The organism is Propionibacterium freudenreichii subsp. freudenreichii (assembly GCF_000940845.1).
In the GTDB taxonomy this organism is placed as follows: Bacteria; Actinomycetota; Actinomycetes; order Propionibacteriales; family Propionibacteriaceae; genus Propionibacterium; species Propionibacterium freudenreichii.
In genome coordinates, this window is sequence record NZ_CP010341.1 from 1,024,649 (window position 1) to 1,045,323 (window position 20,675).

Below are 20,675 nucleotides of genomic sequence, written 5' to 3' on the forward strand. Positions count from 1 at the left end.
TCGGGATTCCCCGGGGCCGCTGGACTACGATGGAGCGGCCATGTTGAAGCCCGAATACACACCAGCCGTCGATGCCCCCAGCGCGCCCGCGCGCAGCTATCGGGTGATCACCTACGGATGCCAGATGAACGCCCATGACTCCGAGCGGATCGCCGGCCTGCTCGACCAGGCCGGATATGTGGCGCTGCCTGCGCACGAGCACACCGAGATCGGCCCGGCCGACGTGGTGGTCTTCAACACCTGCGCCGTGCGGGAGAACGCCGACAACCGGCTGTACGGGAACCTCGGCCGGATGGCCACCTTCAAGAAGGAGCACCCCGGCATGCAGATCGCCGTGGGTGGTTGCATGGCCCAGAAGGACCGTGACCTCATCGTGTCCAAGGCCCCCTGGGTCGACGTGGTCTTCGGCACGAACAACGTGGGTTCGTTGCCCATCCTGTTGGAACGCGCCCGCATCGAGCAGGCCAGTCAGGTGGAGATCACCGAGGCATTGCAGACCTTTCCGTCGAACCTGCCCACGCATCGTGAGTTGGACTACGCCGCCTGGGTGTCGATCAGCGTCGGCTGCAACAACACCTGCACCTATTGCATCGTCCCGGCCCTGCGCGGCAAGGAGACGGATCGGCGACCCGGCGACATCCTGGCCGAGATCCAGATGCTCGTGGACCAGGGCGTCCAGGAGATCACCCTGCTCGGGCAGAACGTCAACACCTACGGCGTCGAGTTCGGCGATCGAGGCGCCTTCGCCAAGCTCCTGCGGGCGTGCGGCGACATCACCGGCCTGGAGCGCGTGCGCTTCACCAGTCCGCACCCCGCTGCCTTCACCGACGACGTGATCGAGGCGATGGCCGAGACACCGAATGTGATGCACCAGTTGCACATGCCGCTCCAGTCCGGCTCGGACCATGTGCTGCGTGCCATGCGCCGCAGCTATCGCTCGGAACGTTTCCACGGCATCCTGGAGCGCGTCCGGGCGGCCATGCCCGATGCGGCGATCAGCACCGACATCATCGTCGGCTTCCCCGGCGAGACCGACGAGGACTTCGAGCAGACGCTGCAGGCGGTCCGGCGATCCCGCTTCACCAACGCCTACACATTCCAGTACTCGATCCGCCCCGGCACTCCTGCCGGCGAGATGGCCAACCAGGTGCCCCACGACGTGGTGCAGGAGCGCTATGAGCGGCTCGTGGCCGTGCAGGACGAGATCTCGTGGGAGGAGAACAAGCTCCTGCTGGGGGCCAACGTGGAAGTGATGTTCACCACCGGTGACGGGCGCAAGGACCAGGCCACCGACCGGATCTCGGGACGTGCTCGCGACAACCGGCTGGTCCACGTCCGCGTGCCGTCCGACCCTGCCGACCGACCTCGTCCCGGCGACATCGGGGAGGTCACGATCACCTACGCCGCACCACACCACCTGGTGGCGGATTCGCCGATCCGCAACCTTCGGCGCACGCGCGGCGGCGACGCCTGGCAGGCGCATCAGGACCAGCCGGACGTCACCTCGCGGGCGGTGGGACTGGGGATCCCTGCGCTGGCCCCACGCTCCCGATGACATCACCGCTTTCTCCGGCGACGACGGGCGCGTCGGCCGATGGTGCACGCCCGGTGCCGCCGCTCGTGGTGCTCATCGGCCCCACGGCGTCAGGTAAGTCATCGCTGGCCATCCAGTTGGCCCGATCGTTGGATGCCAGTGGGCATCCGGCCGAGATCGTCAATGGGGACTCCATGGCCATCTACGCCGGGATGGACATCGGCACCGCCAAGCCCAGCGCGTCAGATCGCGCGCTGGTGCCGCATCACCTGGTCGATGTGCTCGAGGTGACCCAGACCTCAACGGTGGCCGACTTCCAGCAGCTGGCACGTGAGGTGATTGCACGCCTGCGCTCCAGTGGACGGATCCCCATCCTGGTGGGGGGATCGTCCCTGTACGTGCGAGCGGTCATCGACGACTTCGAGTTCCCCGGGACCGATCCGCAGGTGCGCGCCCGGTGGGAGCGCGAGCTGGCCGCCCACGGCGCTGCCGCACTGTACGAGGAGCTGGTTCGTCGCGCCCCCCAGGCCAGGGGAGCGATCGAGCCCGCGAACAGCCGGCGCATCGTGCGTGCGCTGGAGGTGTTGGAACTCACCGGCCACTACAGTCCGCACCTGCCGCCACCCCATTACCTGCTCGTCAATGTGCATCAATTCGGACTGGTGGTCGATCGGGAGGAGATGGACCGCCGGATCGAGGAGCGGGTGCACGCCATGTTCGATGCGGGGTTGGTCGACGAGGTGCGCCGCCTGGAGGGCCGGGGACTGCGTCGGGGGGTCACTGCCGCCAGGGCCCTGGGCTATCAGCAGGTGCTGGCAATGCTCGACGGCCAACTCGACCAGCAGGGCGCCATCCGGGCCACGATCGACGGCACGCGCAGATTCGCGCGCAAGCAACTCGGCTGGTTCCGACGTGACCCGCGCATCGAATGGCTGCCCGCTGATGGCACGGACCTTCCGCAACGAATCGCCGCGCGGCTGTTCGCGCCCGACGGGGGCCATTGAACGCCGGTGCCACAATGGCGTTCATGAGGAACTGGGAGTTTGCCAAGGGCCACGGCACCATGAATGACTTCGTGCTGCTCAAGGATCGGACCAACAGCACCGAGTTGAGCCCCCAGGACGTTCGCTATCTGTGTGACCGGCGCGCCGGGATCGGCGGCGACGGGGTGATCAGGGCCGTGTGGGCCAAGTACATGCCCAGCTGGACCGGCGATCCCAACATGTGGTTCATGGACTATCGCAACTCCGACGGCTCGGTCGCCGAGATGTGCGGCAACGGATTGCGGGTGTTCGGCCACTTCCTGCTTGATGAGAACCTCGCCGACGGACCCGACATCCAGGTTGCCACCAGGGCGGGGCAGCGCGATGTGGCAGAGATGAACGACGAGCTCTTCCGGGCCGGCATCGGTCACGTGCAGGTTGCCTCGCAGCCCACGCATGTGTCCCTGGATGGCGTGGAATACGAGGCCACCACCGTGGATGTCGGCAATCCGCACGCCGTGGTCTTCCTCCCCGCCGACGTCGACCTGGAATCCCTGGACCTCAGTCACCCACCGCGCTTCGACACCCGTGTCTACCCGGCCGGTACGAACATCGAATTCGTGAGGGTGCACTCCGACCGCTCCCTGTCGATGCGCGTCTTCGAGCGTGGCTCGGGGGAGACGATGTCGTGTGGCACCGGGGTCGTGGCAACGGCCGCTGCTCAGGGTGCCCGGCTGGGTGAGCAGGGACGTTTCGGGGTGGACGTGCCCGGTGGTCACCTCGAGGTGGAGCTCGACGACTCGATGGCCCACCTCACCGGCCCGGCGGTCATCGTCGCGCACGGCTCAGTGGTGCTGCCCGATGAGGCGGCACGCTGAGCGGCTTGGTCCTGCGTGCCGGGCGTGTCACCCTTGAGGCACGATGACAGATGAGCACATGACGGCGGGCGTTCCCGAACCCCACGAGCGCGACAACGAAGCGCGCCATGACGTGACCGACGAACTGCTGGACCTCGAGGAGCGCCACTCGCTGACCAGGGTGGCCGGGATGTCGACCGAGCTCCAGGACGAGAGCGAGGTCGAGTACCGACAGCTGCGCCTGGAACGCGTGGTCCTGGTGAGCGTGTGGACCACGGGCACCCAGGCCGACGCCGACAACGCCATGCAGGAGCTGCGTGCCCTGGCCGAGACGGCCGGCTCCCAGGTGCTTGAGGGGCTGGTGCAACGTCGTTCCCGCCCCGACGCCGCCACCTACATCGGCGAGGGCAAGGTCACCGAGCTGCGCGAGGCCGTGGTGGCCACGGGCGCCGATACCGTCATCGCCGATGGCGAATTGAGCCCGGCGCAGCTGAGGAACCTGGAGGACCGGGTCGGGGTGAAGGTCGTGGATCGCACGGCCCTGATCCTCGACATCTTTGCCCAGCACGCCAAGAGCACCGAGGGCAAGACACAGGTGGAACTGGCCCAGCTGAACTACATGAAGCAACGCCTGCGCGGCTGGGGCGAGAGCTTGTCGCGGCAGGTCGGCGGACGGGCGGCCTCCGGTGTGGGAATCGGTGGCCGTGGTCCCGGTGAGACGAAGCTGGAGACGGATCGACGTCGCATCAACACGCGCATCGCCACGCTCCGCAAGAAGTTGCGGGCCATGGATGCCTCGCGTGCCCTCCAGCGCGAGGAGCGGGTACGCCACCGGATCCCCTCCGTGGCCCTGGTCGGATACACCAACGCCGGCAAGAGCTCGCTGCTGAATCGCCTCACCGGGGCCGGTGTGCTCGTGGAGGATGCCCTGTTCGCCACGCTGGATCCCACGACCCGGCGTTGCCGCACCACTGATGGACGCGTCTACACGCTGACCGACACCGTCGGGTTCGTCCGCCATCTGCCCACCGACCTGGTGGCGGCCTTTCGCTCCACCCTCGAGGAGTCGGTACGCGCTGACCTGTTGCTGCACGTCGTGGATGGTTCGGACCCCGATCCCGAAGGCCAGATCACGGCCGTCCACGAGGTCCTGCGCGACATCGGCGCGGGGGAGCGCCCGGAGCAGATCGTGGTCAACAAGGTCGACCTGGCCTCCAGCCAGAGCCTGCTCGAATTGCGGCACAACCACCCCGACGCCGTGTTTGTCAGCGCCGTGACCGGCGAGGGGCTGGAGGAACTGCGCACCCGCACCGAGTCGCGCCTGCCGACGCCGCAGACCAGTGTGGACGTGGTGGTGCCCTGGGATCGCGGCGACCTGGTGGACAAGGTGCACCGCTTCGGTGAGATCAGCCAGGACGAATACCTCGCGGAGGGCACGCACCTGGTGGCGCGTGTCTATCCCGACCTGGCCGGTGAACTCAAGCCCTATGAGCGGGCGTGAGCGATTCCCGTCGACACCCCTGCCAGACGTTCCGCCTCGCCGGACCTACCGGGTCGCCGGCCGTACCGGGCGAGTTCCGGGGCCGGTGTTGCCGGCGCATTAGGGTGTCCGGGTGACATCGGATCGGATTGAGCAGACGTCGGCAGCCCCACAGGGCGCCGACGACATGGAGGACCCCGCATCCGAGGCAGCGAACGACCCGGGCGACGAACACGAACTGTGCACCAGCGTGCTGGATGCGACGGTGGCGGCAATCGGGGGGCAGGCTCGTCCGGGACAGCGTCGGATGGTCGAGGCAGTCACCGGGGCCATGGCTGCCGATGATGCCCTGCTGGTGCAGGCCGGTACGGGCACGGGCAAGTCCCTGGGATACCTGGTCCCGGCCCTGGTGCATGCCCAGCATTCAGCGTCGAAGGTCGTGGTCGCCACGGCCACCCTCGCCCTGCAGAACCAATTGGCCACCAAGGACGGGCCCAGTGTGGCCGCCACATTGGCCTCGGTCACCGGGCGAACTCCCACCATTGCCGTGCTCAAGGGGCGCGCCAACTACGCCTGCCTGGTGAAGGCCCAGGAGGGGACCGGCTCGGAACAGGACACCCTGCTGTCCGGTGCAGAGCTGGCCGAGGCCGCCCACGCCTCGGGCGCGGACGCCGACACGGCCCTGGGCGCCGAGGTGGTTGCCCTGCGCGAATGGGTCGCCGAGCAGGCCCGTGATCACGAGCTGGCAGATCGCGACGACGCACCGGCACACACCGGCCGGGCATGGGCGCAGGTGAGCATTTCAGCGCGCCAATGCCCCGGATCGCGTTGTCCCCTGTACAACGAATGCTTCGTCGAGATGGCACGGGCCAGGGCGCGCGCGGCCGACCTGATCATCACCAACCATGCACTGCTCGCCATTGACGCGATGAGCGATCGCGACATCCTGCCCGAGCATGCCGCCGTGATCATCGACGAGGCCCACGAGCTGACCGCGCGCGTGACGGGAGCGGCCTCACAGGAATTGAGTCCCCAACAGATCGAGCGGTTGAGCCGCAGCGCCTCCGACTGGATCGACGATGATCTGGCCGTCGAACTGCTCGATGTTGCCGATGCACTGACGGGGGCCATCGCCGAGGCGGAGGTCGGGCGCCTCACCAATCCCCACAGCACGGCCGTCGCGGCCATAGCCCGCGTGCGCGATGTCGCCCGCAAGGCGGTCAGTGCGCTGTCCCCGGGGTCGTCAAAGGGCGGGATCGACGCCGCCCGTGCCGCTGCCCAGGGGGACGCCCGCGAGGTCCACGAGACGGCACAACGCATAGCGGACCTCTCCGACGCCGACGTCGTGTGGGTCAGTGAGCGGGAACGCTTCGGGCGCCAGCTCAATGTCGCCCCCCTGTCGGTGGCCGGCCTGCTGCGTCATCGGGTGATCGCCGGGAAGGCAGCGGTCCTCACGTCGGCGACACTGACGGTGGGGGGATCCTTCGGTCCGATGGCCGGTCAACTCGGCCTGCGCCGCGAGGAGGAACTGACCGACGATTCCGGCGTGCGTGAGCCGGCGGCCGACCCGGAGGCCGTCGCCTGGCGGGGGATCGACGTGGGGACGCCCTTCGACTATCCCCATCAGGGGATCCTCTACACGGCCGCGCGGCTGCCGCGTCCGGGGCGAGAGGGCCTGTCTGACGAGGTGCTGGCCCAGATCGCCGAGCTGGTCTGGGCTGCCGGGGGACGGACACTGGGACTGTTCTCATCCCAACGCAATGCCGAGGCGGCCGTGCGCCACCTGCGCGCCGAGCTACCCGCCCTGACGGTGATGTGCCAGGGGGAGGCCCAACTGCCCGAGCTCACCAGGCGGTTTGCCGCCGATCCGAAGTCGAGCCTGTTCGGCACCCTGTCGTTGTGGCAGGGCATCGACCTGCCCGGCGAGACCTGCCAGCTGGTGATCATCGACCGGATCCCCTTCCCGCGTCCCGATGATCCGGTGATGCAGGCACGGCAGGAGGCCATTGCCAAGGCCGGCGGCAACGGGTTCATGCGGATCGCGGCGACCCATGCCGGACTGCTGTTGGCACAGGGCGCAGGCCGGCTGATCCGCACCTCCGAGGACCGGGGCGTCGTTGCCATCCTCGACTCGAGGTTGGTGACGGCCCGCTATGGGAGCTTCCTGCGGGCATCGCTGCCGGCGTTCTGGGAAACGAAGAACCTCGACGTGGCGGTGAACGCGCTGCGCAGATTGCGCGGGGAGCAGTAGGGCCTACATCCGGCGCAGCACGGCGACGACCTTGCCGACGAGCGTCGCCTGATCGCCGTTGATGGGCTCATAGGCCTGGTTGTGGGGCATCAGCCACACATGGCCATCGCGGCGCTGGAGTTCCTTCACGGTGGCCTCATCGTCGAGCAGGGCCGCCACGAAATCACCATTGTCGGCCGTGCTCTGTTGCCGGATCACGACATAGTCGCCGTCGCAGATCGCGGCCTCGATCATGGAGTCACCGCGAACCTCCAGCATGAACACGGTGCCATCACCGACCAGCTCGCGTGGCATCGGCATCACCTGCTCCACCTGTTCGCTGGCCAGGATCGGGGCGCCGGCCGCGATCCGCCCGATCACGGGCACATTGATCGCCTCGGGAAATGCATCACCGAAGCCGGTGATGTCCATCGTCTCGGCGGGATCCGCGTCCGCACGGCGCGCCGGGGGCATGAAGACCTCCAGCGCGCGAGGGCGCTTCGGGTCGCGACGCACAAAGCCCTTGTCCTCAAGTACCTCGAGCTGATGGGACACGCTGGAGGGACTGGTCAGTCCCACGGCCTTGCCGATCTCGCGAATGCTGGGGGGATAACCGATGGCCTCCACGCTGGCCTGCACGAATTCAAGGATGCGGCGCTGCCGGGGACTCAGGTCACTGATGGCACCGGGTGCCTCGCCGGAGCGCTGAAGGGTCTTCACTGCGTCGCGCCGCGGCTGGCTGGCCGCCAGCTCCTGGTTGATGCGCGCCCGACTGGGGCGGCCCGCCTTTCGTGAACCTCCGTCCGAAGGTTCCGGGGCATCCTGCTCGGCGCTGGAGGAATCAGTGCGGGACGCGGGACCAGTCATGGAGTCAGGATACCGGGCAGGGGGACAATCATACGGTTGTTCGATGATGGCGTGTCGCGGGGTGATCCGTTTTTGTCAGTGGCGGGTGCTTGGTTTGGAACATGTGTTCGACCGGTCCGGAATCGCGCAGGGTGGCACAAGCCTTGCGATCGAACAGATGTCCTAATATGTTGTTCGAACAGGTGTTCGACATGCGGCGGGCTGGCATTCAGCGTCCCGGTTGCGTGGGTGGTCCGGATGGGGCGGGATGGCGCAGGAGGTCTGCGGCCATGTCGGTCACGGTGGGGCGCACGGAGCACTCGATCAGAGAGCAGGTATCACGCATGAGTCAGATCCAGATCCTTTCCCCGGAGCCGGACGGCATCGTTGGCCGCGACGTGTGGCCCCCGACCGCCGCCGGCCGCCCCACCCTGACCCTGTTGCCGGGTGGTGCCGGATTCTCGGGTGATGCTGGGTCCTCGGATGATGCGGGGTTCTCGGGTGATGCTGGGTCCTCGGGTGATGCGGGGTCCGGGGACGGCGGGGCGGCGCGCGGCACCGGTTCGACGGGCACTGTGTCCCGCGGCGGTCGCCTGGGCGAGCCGGTGGTGCGCTCCCGTGTCGCCACCGGCTCTGCGGTGCCATCGGCGCCGCGGGCTGGCACGGTGTCTGTGGCGCCGCGGGCTGGCTCGGTGTCTGTGGCGCTGCGGGCTGGCACGGTGGCCACGGCTGCCCCCGGGGTCGGTCCCAGCCTGGTTCCCCTTGACCTGGCGGGATCCCAACGATCCGGCGAGGGTGCGCCGCGCATCACCAAGGGGCTCGTGCACGTGACCCGCTCGGAGGCGCGCGTGACGCGCCCTGCCGCGACCAGCGGCGCCCGTGCCGCCAGTGCGGGCTCCGCCGTGGTGTCGGTGCGGACGGCGGGTGGCTGGCGGTTGACGACCCGGGGAATGGCCGTGGTGATCTGTGGTTTCGTGGTGACGATGGCTCTGGGCGTGGGGGTCATCCTCGGGTCATTGGTGGGAACCGCCCGTGCGGACGCGGCCATGGCGCGGTCGGCTGCTGGCGCTCCGATGGCCGTCCCCGCGGGCTGATAGGTTCGGGGCCGGCTGCGGGATCCCCGGATGGCGGGTCGCCGTCCGGGCGTGGGTTGCCAGCTGCCCCTGTGCCCACTGCCGGTCAGGGATGCATGCGGTCCGGGATGCATGCGGTCCGGGATGCATGCGGTCGGGGATGCATGGCGCAATGTCCGCGGCGTTCACGGATGGACACTGAATGTGGGGTCTGACGCCAACAGGTGTACTATATGTAGTGGTTGCACCGATAGGATTCGTCCATGGGTTGTGGCCGTGATGTATCGGATGTTCACCTCCCCAGCCGCCTGATGAGGGGCCGGCCGGGGGACCGGACCAGGCTCGAGGAGAAGGCATGCATTGTCCTTATTGTCACCACAGTGACTCCCGGGTGCTGGATTCGCGTGTCACCGAAGACGGTGCGAGCATTCGTCGCCGCCGCCAGTGCCTCAGCTGCCAGCGTCGCTTCACCACGGTGGAGCAGATGCAGCTCATGGTGGTGAAGAAGGGCGATGTGGTGGAGCCCTTCAGTCGCGACAAGGTGATCAATGGGGTACGGAAGGCCTGCAAGGGACGCCCCGTCACCGACAAGCAGCTCGCCCGGCTCGGGCAGACGGTGGAGGACACCGTGCGTGCCACCGGACAGGCGGAAGTCTGCTCCGAGGACGTGGGCGTTGCGATCCTCAAGCCCCTCAGCGAACTTGATGCCGTGGCCTATCTGCGCTTCGCCAGCGTCTACAAGCACTATCAGTGCGTGGATGATTTCCTGGCGGAGATTGCGAGGATGAAGGCCGAGCAGCTCACCGATTCCGACGAACTCGTTGACTCGGCCACCCCAGCCACCACCTCCTGACCACCGGGAGCCCGGGGACCACTGCGGTTCCGGGGCCATCCCGTCACGACGCATGACCAAGTAATTCCCCATCAGGACAACACCGCCTTCGGACCAGTGCGGCCCGGAGCATCCGGTGGATATGCATTTACCCCCACAGGGTTCCCCTCGCGGGCGGACCGTCGAAGAGAGCAAGAGAGGCCACGATGACACAGACCACGAGCACGGCCGGGCAGACCGGGCAGAAGCCGGGAGGCCTGCGCGTCTCCCGCGTTTTCAGCCGGCCCGATGTGCATCCCTATGACGAGGTCACCTGGGAGCGTCGAGATGTGGTGCAGACCAACTGGAAGACCGGTGAGGTCGTCTTCGAGCAGAAGGACGTCGAGTTTCCTGATTTCTGGAGCGTCAACGCCTCCACGATCGTCACGACGAAGTACTTCCGCGGTGCCCTGGGAACCGATCAGCGCGAGTCGAGCCTCAAGCAGCTGATCGACCGCGTGGTCAAGAAGTATTCGGCCACGGGCCTGGCGGAGGGCTATTTCGCCTCCCCGGAGGACGCCGAGGTGTTCGAGCAGGAGCTGACCTGGATGCTCGTGCACCAGTACTTCAGCTTCAACTCGCCGGTGTGGTTCAACGTGGGCACCGCGAGCCCGCAACAGGTCAGTGCCTGCTTCATCCTGTCGGTTGATGACTCCATGGAGTCGATCCTCAACTGGTACAAGGAGGAGGGCATGATCTTCAAGGGGGGATCGGGCGCCGGCCTCAACCTCTCCCGGATCCGTTCCTCCAAGGAGTTGCTGCGCTCCAGCGGCGGCACCGCGTCCGGACCGGTCAGCTTCATGCGGGGCGCCGACGCCTCCGCCGGGACGATCAAGTCCGGTGGGGCCACCCGTCGTGCCGCCAAGATGGTCGTCCTCGACGTGGATCACCCCGACATCGAGGAATTCGTGGAGACGAAGGCGCGCGAGGAGGACAAGATCCGCGCCCTGCGCGATGCCGGCTTCGACATGGACCTGGGCGGACGCGACATCACCTCGGTGCAGTACCAGAACGCCAACAACTCGGTGCGTGTCTCCGACGAGTTCATGCAGGCGGTGCAGGACGGCACCCCGTTCGGCCTCAAGGCCCGCACCACCGGTGAGGTGATCGAGGAGGTCGACGCGAAGGACCTGTGGGGGAAGATCGCCAAGGCCGCCTGGGAGTGCGCCGATCCCGGCATGCAGTATGACGGCACGATCAACTCGTGGCACACTACGCCGGAGTCGGGACGCATCAATGCCTCGAACCCCTGCAGTGAGTACATGAGCCTGGACAACAGCTCCTGCAACCTGGCCAGCCTCAACCTGCTGAAGTTCCTGCGTGACGATGACAGCTTCGACACCGAGTTGTTCACCAAGGCGGTCGAACTCATCATCACGGCCATGGACATCTCGATCTGCTTCGCGGATTTCCCGACCGAGGCCATCGGGGACACCACGCGTGACTACCGCCAGCTCGGCATCGGCTATGCGAACCTCGGTGCGCTGCTGATGGCGCTCGGGAAGGGCTATGACTCCGAGGGCGGTCGTGCCCTGGCGGCGGCCATCACCTCGTTGATGACCGGTACCGCCTACCGTCGCAGCGCAGAAATGGCCGGCGTCGTGGGGCCCTACAAGGGCTACGCGCGCAACGCCGAGAGCCACCAGCGGGTCATCCGCAAGCACGGCGCAGCCAACGAGGCGCTCGACAATGTGGCCGCGATCGACACCGAGGTGCGCCGGGCTGCCCAGCATGAGTGGGACAAGGCCGACGTCATGGGGCAGGCCAATGGCTTCCGCAATGCGCAGGCCTCGGTGCTGGCCCCCACCGGCACCATCGGTTTCATGATGGATTGCGACACCACGGGTATCGAGCCGGACTTCTCGCTGGTCAAGTTCAAGAAGCTCGTCGGTGGTGGGTCCATGCAGATGGTGAACCACACCGTGGAGCGGGCCCTGACGAATCTGGGCTATGACGCCACCACCCGTCAGTCGATCGTCGACTACGTGGCTGAGAAGGGCAATGTCGTGGGTGCCCCCGGCCTGCGGGAGGCCGACTACGAGGTCTTCGACACCGCCATGGGCGTGCGGGCCATTGCCCCGATGGGCCATGTGCGCATGATGGCTGCGGTGCAGCCCTTCCTGTCGGGCGCCATCTCCAAGACCGTGAACCTTCCGGAGAGCGCCACCGTCGAGGAAATCGCCGACGTCTACATGCAGGGTTGGAAGCTCGGCCTCAAGGCCCTGGCCGTCTACCGCGACAACTGCAAGGTCGGCCAGCCCCTGAGCAGTGGCAATCAGGGCAAGGACGACAACAAGTCGACGACCGATCAGGCCAAGCCCGAGGTGCGCGTCGAATATCGCCCGCGTCGTCGCCGCCTGCCCAAGAGCCGCGCCGGTCGCACGACGAGCTTCTCCGTGGCCGGTGCCGAGGGCTATATGACCACCGGCGCCTACTCCGAGGGCCAACTCGGTGAGATCTTCCTCAAGCTCGGCAAGCAGGGCTCCACGTTGTCGGGTGTGATGGATGCCTTCTCGATCGCCGTGTCCATCGGCCTGCAATACGGTGTGCCGTTGGAGAGCTTCGTGCAGAAGTTCACCAACCTGAAGTTCGAGCCTGCCGGCATGACCGACGACCCCGACATCCGCATCGCCCAGTCGATCCTCGACTATGTCTTCCGCCGCCTGGCGCTGGACTACCTCGACTTCGACGAGCGCGGCGAGCTGGGCATCTACACCGCCGACGAGCGTGCCCACTACGTGGAGACGGGTTCCTATCTGTCGGAGGAGGACGAGGCATCATTGCCCGAGAGCGAACAGCTGAAGAACGACGCCGGGGATGACCTGAAGGTCGACCAGGCCGGCGCGCACCAGCCGAGCCTGATCGATGCGGCAGATGTGCGCCCGGTGGAGGTCGAATCCTCTGACGGCCATGCACCGCACACCACCACCGAGATGATGGAGGACATCATCGGGCAGGCCTTCGATGCACCGCTGTGCATGACCTGCGGTTCCAAGATGCGTCCGAGCGGATCCTGCTACGTCTGCGAGAGCTGCGGCTCGACCAGCGGCTGCAGCTGATCCGCCGGCAGCGCCGGTTGCCGACCGGGTAGCCCAGTGCACGACATGGCAGGGCCCCGACCACTTCACGTGGTCGGGGCCCTGCCATGTCCCTGCGGGGGTCGGTGCTCAGCGGTCCGCCTCGGCCAGTGGCGCAGGCTCCACGCCGAGGAATTCTGCGATGTCCGGCAGCTCGTGGGCCGCCTGGCGCAATCCGGCGCGGTAGGACTCCCTGAGGCGGCCGACGTCACGCTCCACATTGCTCACCGGCATCGTCTGCGGCACGAACAGGTACGCATGGCCATCTGCTTGCAGGTCAAACAGTTCCTCGCGTGTGGCGTTGTACCCCAGATGCCGGTGGACCAGCGCATCGATGACGGCAGGATGACGGTGGAACATGGCCCGGTAGATCGCCAGCTGGGCCCGGTCCGGGGGAGTCTTGACGTAGTCGCGTTCCCGGGTCAGCACCACCAGGAATTTGTCGAAGCCGGCGTCCTGCGCCCGGTCCAGCGCGATCCCACCGTTCGGCCCCAACGCCCCGTCCACATAGTCGGTACCCCCGATCGTCACCGGCGGCATGAGGCCCGGCATCGTCGAGGAGACCCGGACCCGACGCATCAGATCGGGCATGGTGGGCATGTCCGCCTTGGTGAACCAGACCTGCTCGCCGGTGTCCATCCGTACGGCAGCGACATTGGCCCGGGCCGGATTGTCCACGAAGGTGGCCCAGTCGAAGGGAAGCGCCTGATCGGGGCCGCCGGTCTGCTCATAGATGTACTTCGCATCGAACCAGCCGCGGCCATGCACCAGACTGCCCAGGCCCCCGAACCGCCGATCTCCCACGAAATCGACGAAGGAGCGCCGCGCGCGCAGGGGATCGCGCGAGATGTAGTTCGCCGTATTCGACGCGCCCGCCGAGATCCCCGCCACCCAGTCGATGTGGATGCCTGCCTCCAGCAGTGCGACGGCCACGGCTGCGGTGTAACTGGCGCGCATGCCACCCCCTTCGAAGATCAGGGCGGTATGCAGGACATTGCTGTGGAGGTGGGGCATGCACCAAGTCTCGCCCACGGGCCCTCCCCGGGTGCAAACGCGCTCGGATGGTGTTCGGTGGGACCATCGCATTCGACTGCGGGTATTGGTCCAACCAATCCACCACATAGTGCACATCCGGGCAGCTGCATGGCCCTGTGCGTGCGATCCCCATAGTGTGGCAACACGGGCCATTGCGTCGGTGCGATGGCCAATGCAGGGAGGTTGTCATGGCGGACATGTCTGTGGACGTCGTCGTAATCGGCGGCGGTGCCACGGGGACTGGGGTGGCACGCGATGTCGCGATGCGAGGGTTCAGCGTGGTGCTTGTCGACCGCGCCGACCTGGCGCAGGGCACGACGGGGCGTTACCACGGCCTACTTCACTCGGGCGGGCGATATGTGATCTCCGATCCCGAATCAGCGCGCGAGTGCGCTGAGGAGAATGCGATCATCACGCGGATCCACGCCAATGCGGTGGAGCAGACCGGCGGCCTGTTCGTGGTGACCCCCGAGGACTCCGAGGAATACTCCGATGGGTTCATGGCGGGGGCCGAGAAGGCCGACATGCCCGCCGAGGAGATCAGCGTGGCCCAGGCACTGGCGCGTGAGCCCCGCCTGAACAAGGGCATCAAGCGGGCCTTCGCCGTGTGCGACGGCACCGTCGACGGTTGGGCCATGGTGTGGGGCGCCGCAGAGTCCGCCAAGGAACACGGCGCCACGATCCTCACCTACCACCAGGTGGACAAGATCCATCGCGTCGGTGACCAGATCACCGGTGTGGAATGCGTCGACCGCAAGGCGGGCGGGCGCTTGTCGATCGACTGCCGCTTCGTGATCAACGCCGGGGGCCCTTGGGCGGGTCACATCGCCGAGATGGCCGGCTGCCACGACGTGGAGGTCGTGCCCGGTCGCGGCATCATGATCGCCATGAACCATCGCCTGGTGAACACGGTGGTCAACCGCTGCATCAAGCCCGCCGATGGCGACATCATCGTTCCGGTGCACACCGTGGCCATCGTCGGGACCACCGACGTGAAGGCCGACGATCCCGATCGACTTCCCATCCCGCGCAACGAGGTCCAGCAGATGTTGGACTCCGGCGAGGCGCTGGTCCCCGGATTCCGCCAGGCCCGGGCGGTGCATGCCTGGGCCGGCGCACGCCCGCTGGTCAAGGACAACCGGGTTTCCGCCGGCGACACCCGCCACATGAGCCGCGGCATGGCCGTGTTGGACCATCAGGAACGCGATGGGGTCAATGGCCTGCTCACCATCAGCGGCGGCAAGCTCACGACCTACCGCCTGATGGCCAAGCGCATCGTCGACATCATGTGCGAGGAGCTCGGGGAGGACCGCCGCTGCACCACCGACCAGGAGGTCGTGCCGACGGCCCGCCACCAGCACACCTACCGGGTGACCCACCGACTGGAGGAGCGTGACCACGGCTTCCAGAAGGACCAGATCATCTGCGAGTGCGAGCTGATGAGCCGCGAGATGTTCGTGGACCTGGCAGAAGAGAACCCGCACGCCACGCTGGACGACCTGCGTCGCCGGCTGCGGTTGGGCATGGGTCCCTGTCAGGGCGGCTTCTGTTCCTCGCGGGCCGCCGGACTGTTGTGCTCCTCCGGCATCCAGGATTCCGCCGAGGCCACCGAGGAACTGCGCGAATTCCTCAAGCACCGCTGGATCGGCCTGTGGCCCATCGTGGCCGGCGCCCAGGTGCGCCAGACAGCGCTCGATGAGTGGATTGCCCGCGGCACCCTCGACATCGACCACGCCCCGGGTACGCAGAATCCGCCGGAACGCTATCCGGTGGGCGCAGGGGCCAACGGCACTGAGAACGCGGAGGTTGCACGATGAGGGACGTCGTAGTCATCGGGGCAGGCCTGTCGGGCCTGCTGGCCGCGATCCGGCTGCGCCGGGCCGGCCTGGCCGTCACCATGGTTCACAAGGGCAGGGGCGGCCTCCAACTGGGCCAGGGCACCATCGACCTGTTGGGATACCGACCCGACCGGGTCGCCCGTCCGCTCGACGAGTTGGACGACTTCCTGGCCGTCCAGCATCGCGACAATGACATCACCCATCCCTACGCGCACATCGGCGTCGATGCCATCCGCGAGGGTGCGGAGTACCTGGCCGAACTACTCGGCGAGGGATTCCTGATGGGCGATCCTGCGGTCAACGTGGCACTGCCGACGGCCATCGGGGCCCTGCGTCCCACGGCGCTGTACCAGCCGTCGATGGCAGAGGGCGTCATCAGCCTCGATCCCGCCACGCCCGGTGCGCTGCATGATGGTTCGAAGCTGGTCGTGGTCGGCATCCGGGAGTTCAAGGACTTCACCCCCGAACTGATCGCCGGCAACCTGGAACGCACCGAGCTCCCCGCAGGGGGCCATCTGCAGGCCCGCGCAGCGTGGGTGAGCTTCCCGGCCCGCAAGGGCGAGGTCGACTCGACCGGGCTCAACATCGCCCGCGCGCTGGACGACCCCAACCGTCGCGGTGCACTGGTGCGCCAGCTCAAGAAGCTCGTGGAGCACGGCGAGACCATCGCCCTGCCCGCCGTGCTCGGCGACGAGGACCCGGGCGCGTTCGCCGACATCCGCCGACAGGTGGGCAGCCCCCTCTTCGAGATCCCGGTGCCCCCGCCCAGCGTGCCGGGGATGCGCCTCAATGATGAACTGATCCGCCATGCGAAGCGTGAGCGGGTGGAGATCATCCTGGGCAGCAAGGTCACGGGGGCCGACGCCACCGACGGCCACCTTGATGCGGCCGTGGTGGGTACCTCGGGCCATGACACGCACCTGAAGGCCAGGACCTTCCTCCTGGCGGCCGGAGGCTTCGAGTCGGGGACCCTGGAACTGGATTCCTACCAGAAGCTGTCGGAAACGATCCTCGGACTTCCGCTGGCGGTGCCGGCCGGAGAACTGATCAATGACACCTGGGCCGGCCAGCAGCCGCTGTTCCGTGCAGGTGTCGCCACCAACGACGACATGGTCGTGGTCGATCCGGCAACGGGTCAGCCCGTCCATGACAATCTCTGGGCCGCTGGCGGCGTGCTGGCCGGTGCCCAACGGTGGGACGAGAAGACCGGTGACGGCATTGCCGTGGCCAGCGCAGTACGCGCCGCTGATGCGATCATCAGCAATCTTGCGGGAGGACAGCGATGACCGAGCTGAAGAACACCGAAGCATCCGTCGAGGCCGACGAGGAGTCGCGCGTGCAGGACCGACCCGGGAGCCTCGGCCCGGGGGCCACGGTCTGGGAGCACCTGGCCCAGGTCAGTCCCCGGATCAAGAACAATCCGAACACCTATGAGGCGCAGCAGCTCAATCGGGCCTCGCTGGACCAGTGCGTCAAGTGCACGATCTGTGAGACGCAGTGTCCGGTGGCCAAGGCCACCCCGCTGTTCAGCGGACCCAAGTTCGTCGGCCCGCAGGCGGAGCGGTTCCGCAATGGCGAGTCGGTGGATCACACGCTCGACTACTGCTCCAGCTGCGGCATCTGCACGCTGGACTGCCCCCAGGGCGTGCGCATCGCCGAACTCAACTCGATGGCGCGCGCCGTGATGAAGCAGGGCCACATGCCCCTGCGCGACCGCATCATCACCCAGACCGAGCTCGAGGGCAAGCTGCTCACCCCGTTCGCCCCCGTGGCCAACTGGGCACTCAAGCAGAAGCCGATCCGGGTGGCCGTCGAGAAGGTCGTCGGCGTGCACCGCAATGCCCCCATGCCCGTGGCCCAGAGCCAGAGCGTCCAGGGCTGGCTGAAGAAGCGCAAGGGACCCGCGGCCCGCCGGCCCGGACAGCCCGACCGCGGTCCGGTGGTCTTCTTCACCGGATGCGCCGGCAGCTACTTCGAGGTGGAGACCTCCAAGAAGACGATCGAGGTGCTCGAGCACCTGGGCTTCGAGGTCCTGGTACCCAAGCAGGGCTGCTGCGGATTGGCCGAACAGTCGAACGGCCTGTTCAACGGCGCCCGCGCCCATGTGCGCAAGCTGTGCGCCCAGCTCAACGCCGCCGGCAAGGACCTCACGATCATCTCCAGCTCGGGTTCCTGCGCGGGAATGATCAAGCACGAGGCCCACGAGATCATGGGCGTCGATGACCCCGAGGTGATGAGCGTCGGCACGAGGATGCGTGAGACGAGCGAGTTCCTGCTGGAGATGTACGACGAGGGTCAGCTGCCCACCGATTTCGTGCGGATCGACATGAAGCTTCCCTACCATGCGCCGTGCCAGGTGAAGAGCCAGGGCATGGGCATGCCGGCGATCCGGCTGATGGAGCTGGTGCCCGGCATCGAGGTCGTCGAGTCCGGGGAGAACTGCTGCGGCATCGCCGGCACCTACGGCTTGAAGAAGGAGAAGTACGACGTGGCCCAGGAAGTGGGCAAGAACCTCTTCCGGAAGGTGAAGGAGACCAACGACAAGTTGGCGGTCTGCGACACCGAGACCTGCCGCTGGCAGATCCGCAACTCAACCGGCGTGCCCACCGTGCATCCCATCCACGTGATCCACGCCGCCTATGGACTGTCGAGCATCCACAGCCCCCAGGTCTGAGTTCAACCTGTTGGACATGGGAAGGGTCCGGCCCCCGCAAGGGGAGCCGGACCCTTCCCATCTGTCGATGCGGCAGACCGGTTACTGCGACAGGTCCAGGGCGACCCGGGCCGTCTTCTCGTCCACCACCAGGTCGGTCATCACCTGGGCGCGCAGCGCGGCCACCAGGGCACGGGCCTTGCCGACCCCGGCAACCACGCCCAGGCGGCGGGGGATCCTTCGTAGCTGTAGGGGAGTGGGACCCGAGGCCCGCGTGTTCAACGCGATATCGGCCCAGCTCCCGTCCTGGCGCAGCAGGACCGTGCAGACATCTCCCACGACGTGATCGCGGCTGAGTTCCGCGCGGGCCTCATCATCCAGGTACCCGGAGGAATACACATGGCTGGGCAGTCCGCCGGCCACCGATCCGACACCGAAGACCGCCAGGCCGCACTGCAATTGCATCTCGCGCACCCGGGCGATCGAGCGTTCGCGCCACAGGGCCTCGCGCGTCTCCGCATAATCGAAGAAGGCCGGCACCGGGAACAACAGCGATTCGGCGTCATAGGCCTGGGCGAAACGGGACATGATGTTCGACACATAGTCGATGCCGGTGGTGCGGTCATTGGCGGCTCCGTTGAGCTGCACCAGGGTGACGCCGTTGACCGGCTTCGACTGCAGGTGGGCGGTCACCGCGGCAATCGTGGTGCCCCAGGCGATACCGAGCATGGTGCCGTCCTGGACGGCCTCGCCCAGGACGCTCGCCGCGACCCTGGCCACCCGGTCGAGGCGACCGACATCCGACACCGCATCCTTCATCGTCACCACGTGGGCATTGACGCCGAAACGACGTTGCAGCATGTCCTCCAGTGCCGAATGCGCGCCACGTGGATGGGTCAGGGTGATGCGAACCACACCGGTATCGCGGGCCAGCTTTATGTGCCGGGAAACCGTGGAGCGTGAGACACCGAGCTGGTGGGCGATCGCATCCATGGACTCCCCCTGCACGTAATACAACAATGCCGTGCGATACAGATCGTCCTCGCGTTCAGCCATCGTCCCCACTTTCATTCGTCGTGACCCGGTGAGTCATTCTCGGTGACCCGGTGAGTCATTCTCGCAAGTCTAGCCCCGACGCCCCACGGGCCGACCGGCGGGCGGAGCACCGCGCCGCGGGCCCCACGGCCCGCTTTCACCGGCCGGGTGCACCGGGCGACACCCCGACATTGCGGTCGGCGCCCCGCGTACGCTCTTGCCCGTGATCGATGTGCTGAGCGGTTTCGCCACCATCTGGGTGGTGATCGGTATCGGCGCATTCCTGGGACACCTCGGAATCCTGGGCGACCAGGCAGCCACGATCCTGAGCCGGCTGTCCTTCTTCGTCGGCCTGCCCCCGCTCATGTTCCGGGCCCTGTCACATGCCGACCTGGGCCGTATCTTCAACCTGAACGTGGTGGTGTCGGTGTTGGCGATCATCGTCGCCGCCGGCCTCTACCTGTTGGTCGGCGTCCTGCGCTGGCACGCCGGCCTGTCGCATCGGGTGATCGGCGTCTTCTGCTCCTGCTACGTCAATGCCAATAACATGGGCCTGCCGATCGCCGCCTATGTGATGAAGGACACCAGCTGGGTTGCCCCCATCCTGCTGATCCAGTCCGCGCTGCTGCAGCCCATCGGCCTGACCCTGTTGGACGTGGTGCACTCCCATTCCCGGGGCGTGCACAGTTCCTGGCTCCACAATGTGACGATCCCGGTCCGCAACCCCATGACCATCGGGGTGCTGGCGGGGCTGGTGGCGAACCTCATCGGGTGGCAACCGCCTGCCCTGGTGGGAAACACCCTCGATCTGCTGGCGGGTATCGCCGTCCCCTGCATGTTGATCGCCTTCGGGATCTCCCTGCTGAAGGGGCCCCTGCCGGGGCGCGTCGACACCGCGGAAACGGTGTTCCTGTCGGTGATCAAGACCCTGGTCCAACCCGTGGTCGCCCTGGCCCTCGCACGCCTGTTCGGCCTCGACTTGGTGGCGACCCTGGCGGTGGTGGTGATGGCGGGATTGCCCACCGCCCAGAATGTCTTCGTCTTTGCGTCCCGCTATGACACCAATGTGCGTCTGGCACGCGATGTGATCTTCATCACCACTTTCGCCTCGATACCGGTGATCATGGCGCTCACCGCGGCTGTGCACATGCTGGCCTGAGCCC

The 20,675-nt window shown here is 67.1% G+C and carries 15 protein-coding genes; 12 read left to right on the plus strand and 3 right to left on the minus strand.

Annotated features, from left to right (window positions below; genetic code table 11):
- Positions 1-40 precede the first annotated feature (40 nt).
- The 5 genes from miaB (at position 41) to RM25_RS04370 (ending at position 7,105) form a co-directional block, all read left to right on the plus strand.
- Complete coding sequence (miaB, locus tag RM25_RS04350; RefSeq protein ID WP_013161195.1) at positions 41-1,555, plus strand: tRNA (N6-isopentenyl adenosine(37)-C2)-methylthiotransferase MiaB; 1,515 nt, start codon at positions 41-43, stop codon at positions 1,553-1,555.
- Positions 1,552-2,538, plus strand: a complete 987-nt coding sequence (gene miaA, locus RM25_RS04355) for a tRNA (adenosine(37)-N6)-dimethylallyltransferase MiaA (protein WP_013161194.1) — start codon at positions 1,552-1,554, stop codon at positions 2,536-2,538. The genes miaB and miaA overlap by 4 nt, the downstream gene beginning before the upstream one ends.
- 23 nt (positions 2,539-2,561) lie before the next feature.
- Positions 2,562-3,395 carry a diaminopimelate epimerase gene (dapF, locus tag RM25_RS04360; RefSeq protein WP_013161193.1) on the plus strand — a complete coding sequence of 278 codons (834 nt, stop codon included), beginning with the start codon at positions 2,562-2,564 and terminating at the stop codon, positions 3,393-3,395.
- A 43-nt stretch (positions 3,396-3,438) separates the two neighbouring features.
- On the plus strand, positions 3,439-4,875 hold the full coding sequence (hflX, locus tag RM25_RS04365) for a GTPase HflX (protein WP_112317726.1): 1,437 nt from the start codon (positions 3,439-3,441) through the stop codon (positions 4,873-4,875).
- A 166-nt stretch (positions 4,876-5,041) separates the two neighbouring features.
- On the plus strand, positions 5,042-7,105 hold the full coding sequence (locus tag RM25_RS04370) for an ATP-dependent DNA helicase (protein WP_044636100.1): 2,064 nt from the start codon (positions 5,042-5,044) through the stop codon (positions 7,103-7,105).
- 3 nt (positions 7,106-7,108) lie between these two features.
- On the opposite strand, the gene lexA is transcribed toward RM25_RS04370, so the two are convergent.
- Entirely contained in the window at positions 7,109-7,951 is an 843-nt protein-coding gene (lexA, locus tag RM25_RS04375; protein WP_036941235.1) for a transcriptional repressor LexA, read from the minus strand.
- A 323-nt stretch (positions 7,952-8,274) separates the two neighbouring features.
- Here lexA and RM25_RS04380 point away from each other — a divergent pair, with 323 nt between their 5' ends.
- From RM25_RS04380 to RM25_RS04390, 3 genes are all read left to right on the plus strand, one after another.
- Positions 8,275-9,024 carry a hypothetical protein gene (locus tag RM25_RS04380; protein WP_144406041.1) on the plus strand — a complete coding sequence of 250 codons (750 nt, stop codon included), beginning with the start codon at positions 8,275-8,277 and terminating at the stop codon, positions 9,022-9,024.
- A gap of 334 nt (positions 9,025-9,358) precedes the next feature.
- On the plus strand, positions 9,359-9,856 hold the full coding sequence (gene nrdR / locus RM25_RS04385; RefSeq protein ID WP_013161188.1) for a transcriptional regulator NrdR: 498 nt from the start codon (positions 9,359-9,361) through the stop codon (positions 9,854-9,856).
- Between the two features lie 185 nt (positions 9,857-10,041).
- Complete coding sequence (locus RM25_RS04390) at positions 10,042-12,933, plus strand: vitamin B12-dependent ribonucleotide reductase (RefSeq protein WP_013161187.1); 2,892 nt, start codon at positions 10,042-10,044, stop codon at positions 12,931-12,933.
- 108 nt (positions 12,934-13,041) lie between these two features.
- Here the strand turns inward: RM25_RS04390 and RM25_RS04395 are convergent, their stop codons facing one another.
- The gene (locus RM25_RS04395) at positions 13,042-13,965 is read right to left on the minus strand and encodes a patatin-like phospholipase family protein (protein WP_044636103.1); all 924 of its coding nucleotides are present in this window, start codon (positions 13,963-13,965) and stop codon (positions 13,042-13,044) included.
- Positions 13,966-14,174: 209 nt separating this feature from the next.
- Between RM25_RS04395 and glpA the strand changes: the two genes are divergently transcribed.
- From glpA to RM25_RS04410, 3 genes are read left to right on the plus strand one after another with little or no spacing between them, the layout of a single operon-like run.
- The gene (gene glpA / locus RM25_RS04400) at positions 14,175-15,803 is read left to right on the plus strand and encodes an anaerobic glycerol-3-phosphate dehydrogenase subunit GlpA (protein ID WP_044636104.1); all 1,629 of its coding nucleotides are present in this window, start codon (positions 14,175-14,177) and stop codon (positions 15,801-15,803) included.
- Positions 15,800-17,110: a glycerol-3-phosphate dehydrogenase subunit GlpB gene (gene glpB / locus RM25_RS04405; protein ID WP_013161184.1), complete on the plus strand. Its 1,311-nt coding sequence runs from the start codon at positions 15,800-15,802 to the stop codon at positions 17,108-17,110. The genes glpA and glpB overlap by 4 nt, the downstream gene beginning before the upstream one ends.
- Positions 17,107-18,498, plus strand: a complete 1,392-nt coding sequence (locus RM25_RS04410; protein ID WP_013161183.1) for an anaerobic glycerol-3-phosphate dehydrogenase subunit C — start codon at positions 17,107-17,109, stop codon at positions 18,496-18,498. The genes glpB and RM25_RS04410 overlap by 4 nt, the downstream gene beginning before the upstream one ends.
- 81 nt (positions 18,499-18,579) lie before the next feature.
- On the opposite strand, the gene RM25_RS04415 is transcribed toward RM25_RS04410, so the two are convergent.
- Positions 18,580-19,533, minus strand: coding sequence for a sugar-binding transcriptional regulator (locus tag RM25_RS04415; RefSeq protein WP_044636105.1), 954 nt, complete (start codon positions 19,531-19,533; stop codon positions 18,580-18,582).
- A 202-nt stretch (positions 19,534-19,735) separates the two neighbouring features.
- Here RM25_RS04415 and RM25_RS04420 point away from each other — a divergent pair, with 202 nt between their 5' ends.
- Complete coding sequence (locus RM25_RS04420; RefSeq protein ID WP_044636106.1) at positions 19,736-20,671, plus strand: AEC family transporter; 936 nt, start codon at positions 19,736-19,738, stop codon at positions 20,669-20,671.
- Positions 20,672-20,675: the final 4 nt, after the last annotated feature.

What these genes read in the sequence shown, in the direction of transcription:
- RM25_RS04370 (WP_044636100.1), top strand. Translation starts at nt 5,042, where the DNA reads ATGGAGGACCCCGCATCCGAGGCAGCGAACGACCCGGGCGACGAACAC.
- nrdR (WP_013161188.1), top strand. Translation starts at nt 9,359, where the DNA reads ATGCATTGTCCTTATTGTCACCACAGTGACTCCCGGGTGCTGGATTCG.
- miaB (WP_013161195.1), top strand. Translation starts at nt 41, where the DNA reads ATGTTGAAGCCCGAATACACACCAGCCGTCGATGCCCCCAGCGCGCCC.
- RM25_RS04415 (WP_044636105.1), bottom strand. Translation starts at nt 19,533, where the DNA reads ATGGCTGAACGCGAGGACGATCTGTATCGCACGGCATTGTTGTATTAC.
- dapF (WP_013161193.1), top strand. Translation starts at nt 2,562, where the DNA reads ATGAGGAACTGGGAGTTTGCCAAGGGCCACGGCACCATGAATGACTTC.
- RM25_RS04410 (WP_013161183.1), top strand. Translation starts at nt 17,107, where the DNA reads ATGACCGAGCTGAAGAACACCGAAGCATCCGTCGAGGCCGACGAGGAG.
- lexA (WP_036941235.1), bottom strand. Translation starts at nt 7,951, where the DNA reads ATGACTGGTCCCGCGTCCCGCACTGATTCCTCCAGCGCCGAGCAGGAT.
- RM25_RS04395 (WP_044636103.1), bottom strand. Translation starts at nt 13,965, where the DNA reads ATGCCCCACCTCCACAGCAATGTCCTGCATACCGCCCTGATCTTCGAA.
- miaA (WP_013161194.1), top strand. Translation starts at nt 1,552, where the DNA reads ATGACATCACCGCTTTCTCCGGCGACGACGGGCGCGTCGGCCGATGGT.
- hflX (WP_112317726.1), top strand. Translation starts at nt 3,439, where the DNA reads ATGACAGATGAGCACATGACGGCGGGCGTTCCCGAACCCCACGAGCGC.
- RM25_RS04380 (WP_144406041.1), top strand. Translation starts at nt 8,275, where the DNA reads ATGAGTCAGATCCAGATCCTTTCCCCGGAGCCGGACGGCATCGTTGGC.
- RM25_RS04390 (WP_013161187.1), top strand. Translation starts at nt 10,042, where the DNA reads ATGACACAGACCACGAGCACGGCCGGGCAGACCGGGCAGAAGCCGGGA.
- glpB (WP_013161184.1), top strand. Translation starts at nt 15,800, where the DNA reads ATGAGGGACGTCGTAGTCATCGGGGCAGGCCTGTCGGGCCTGCTGGCC.
- glpA (WP_044636104.1), top strand. Translation starts at nt 14,175, where the DNA reads ATGGCGGACATGTCTGTGGACGTCGTCGTAATCGGCGGCGGTGCCACG.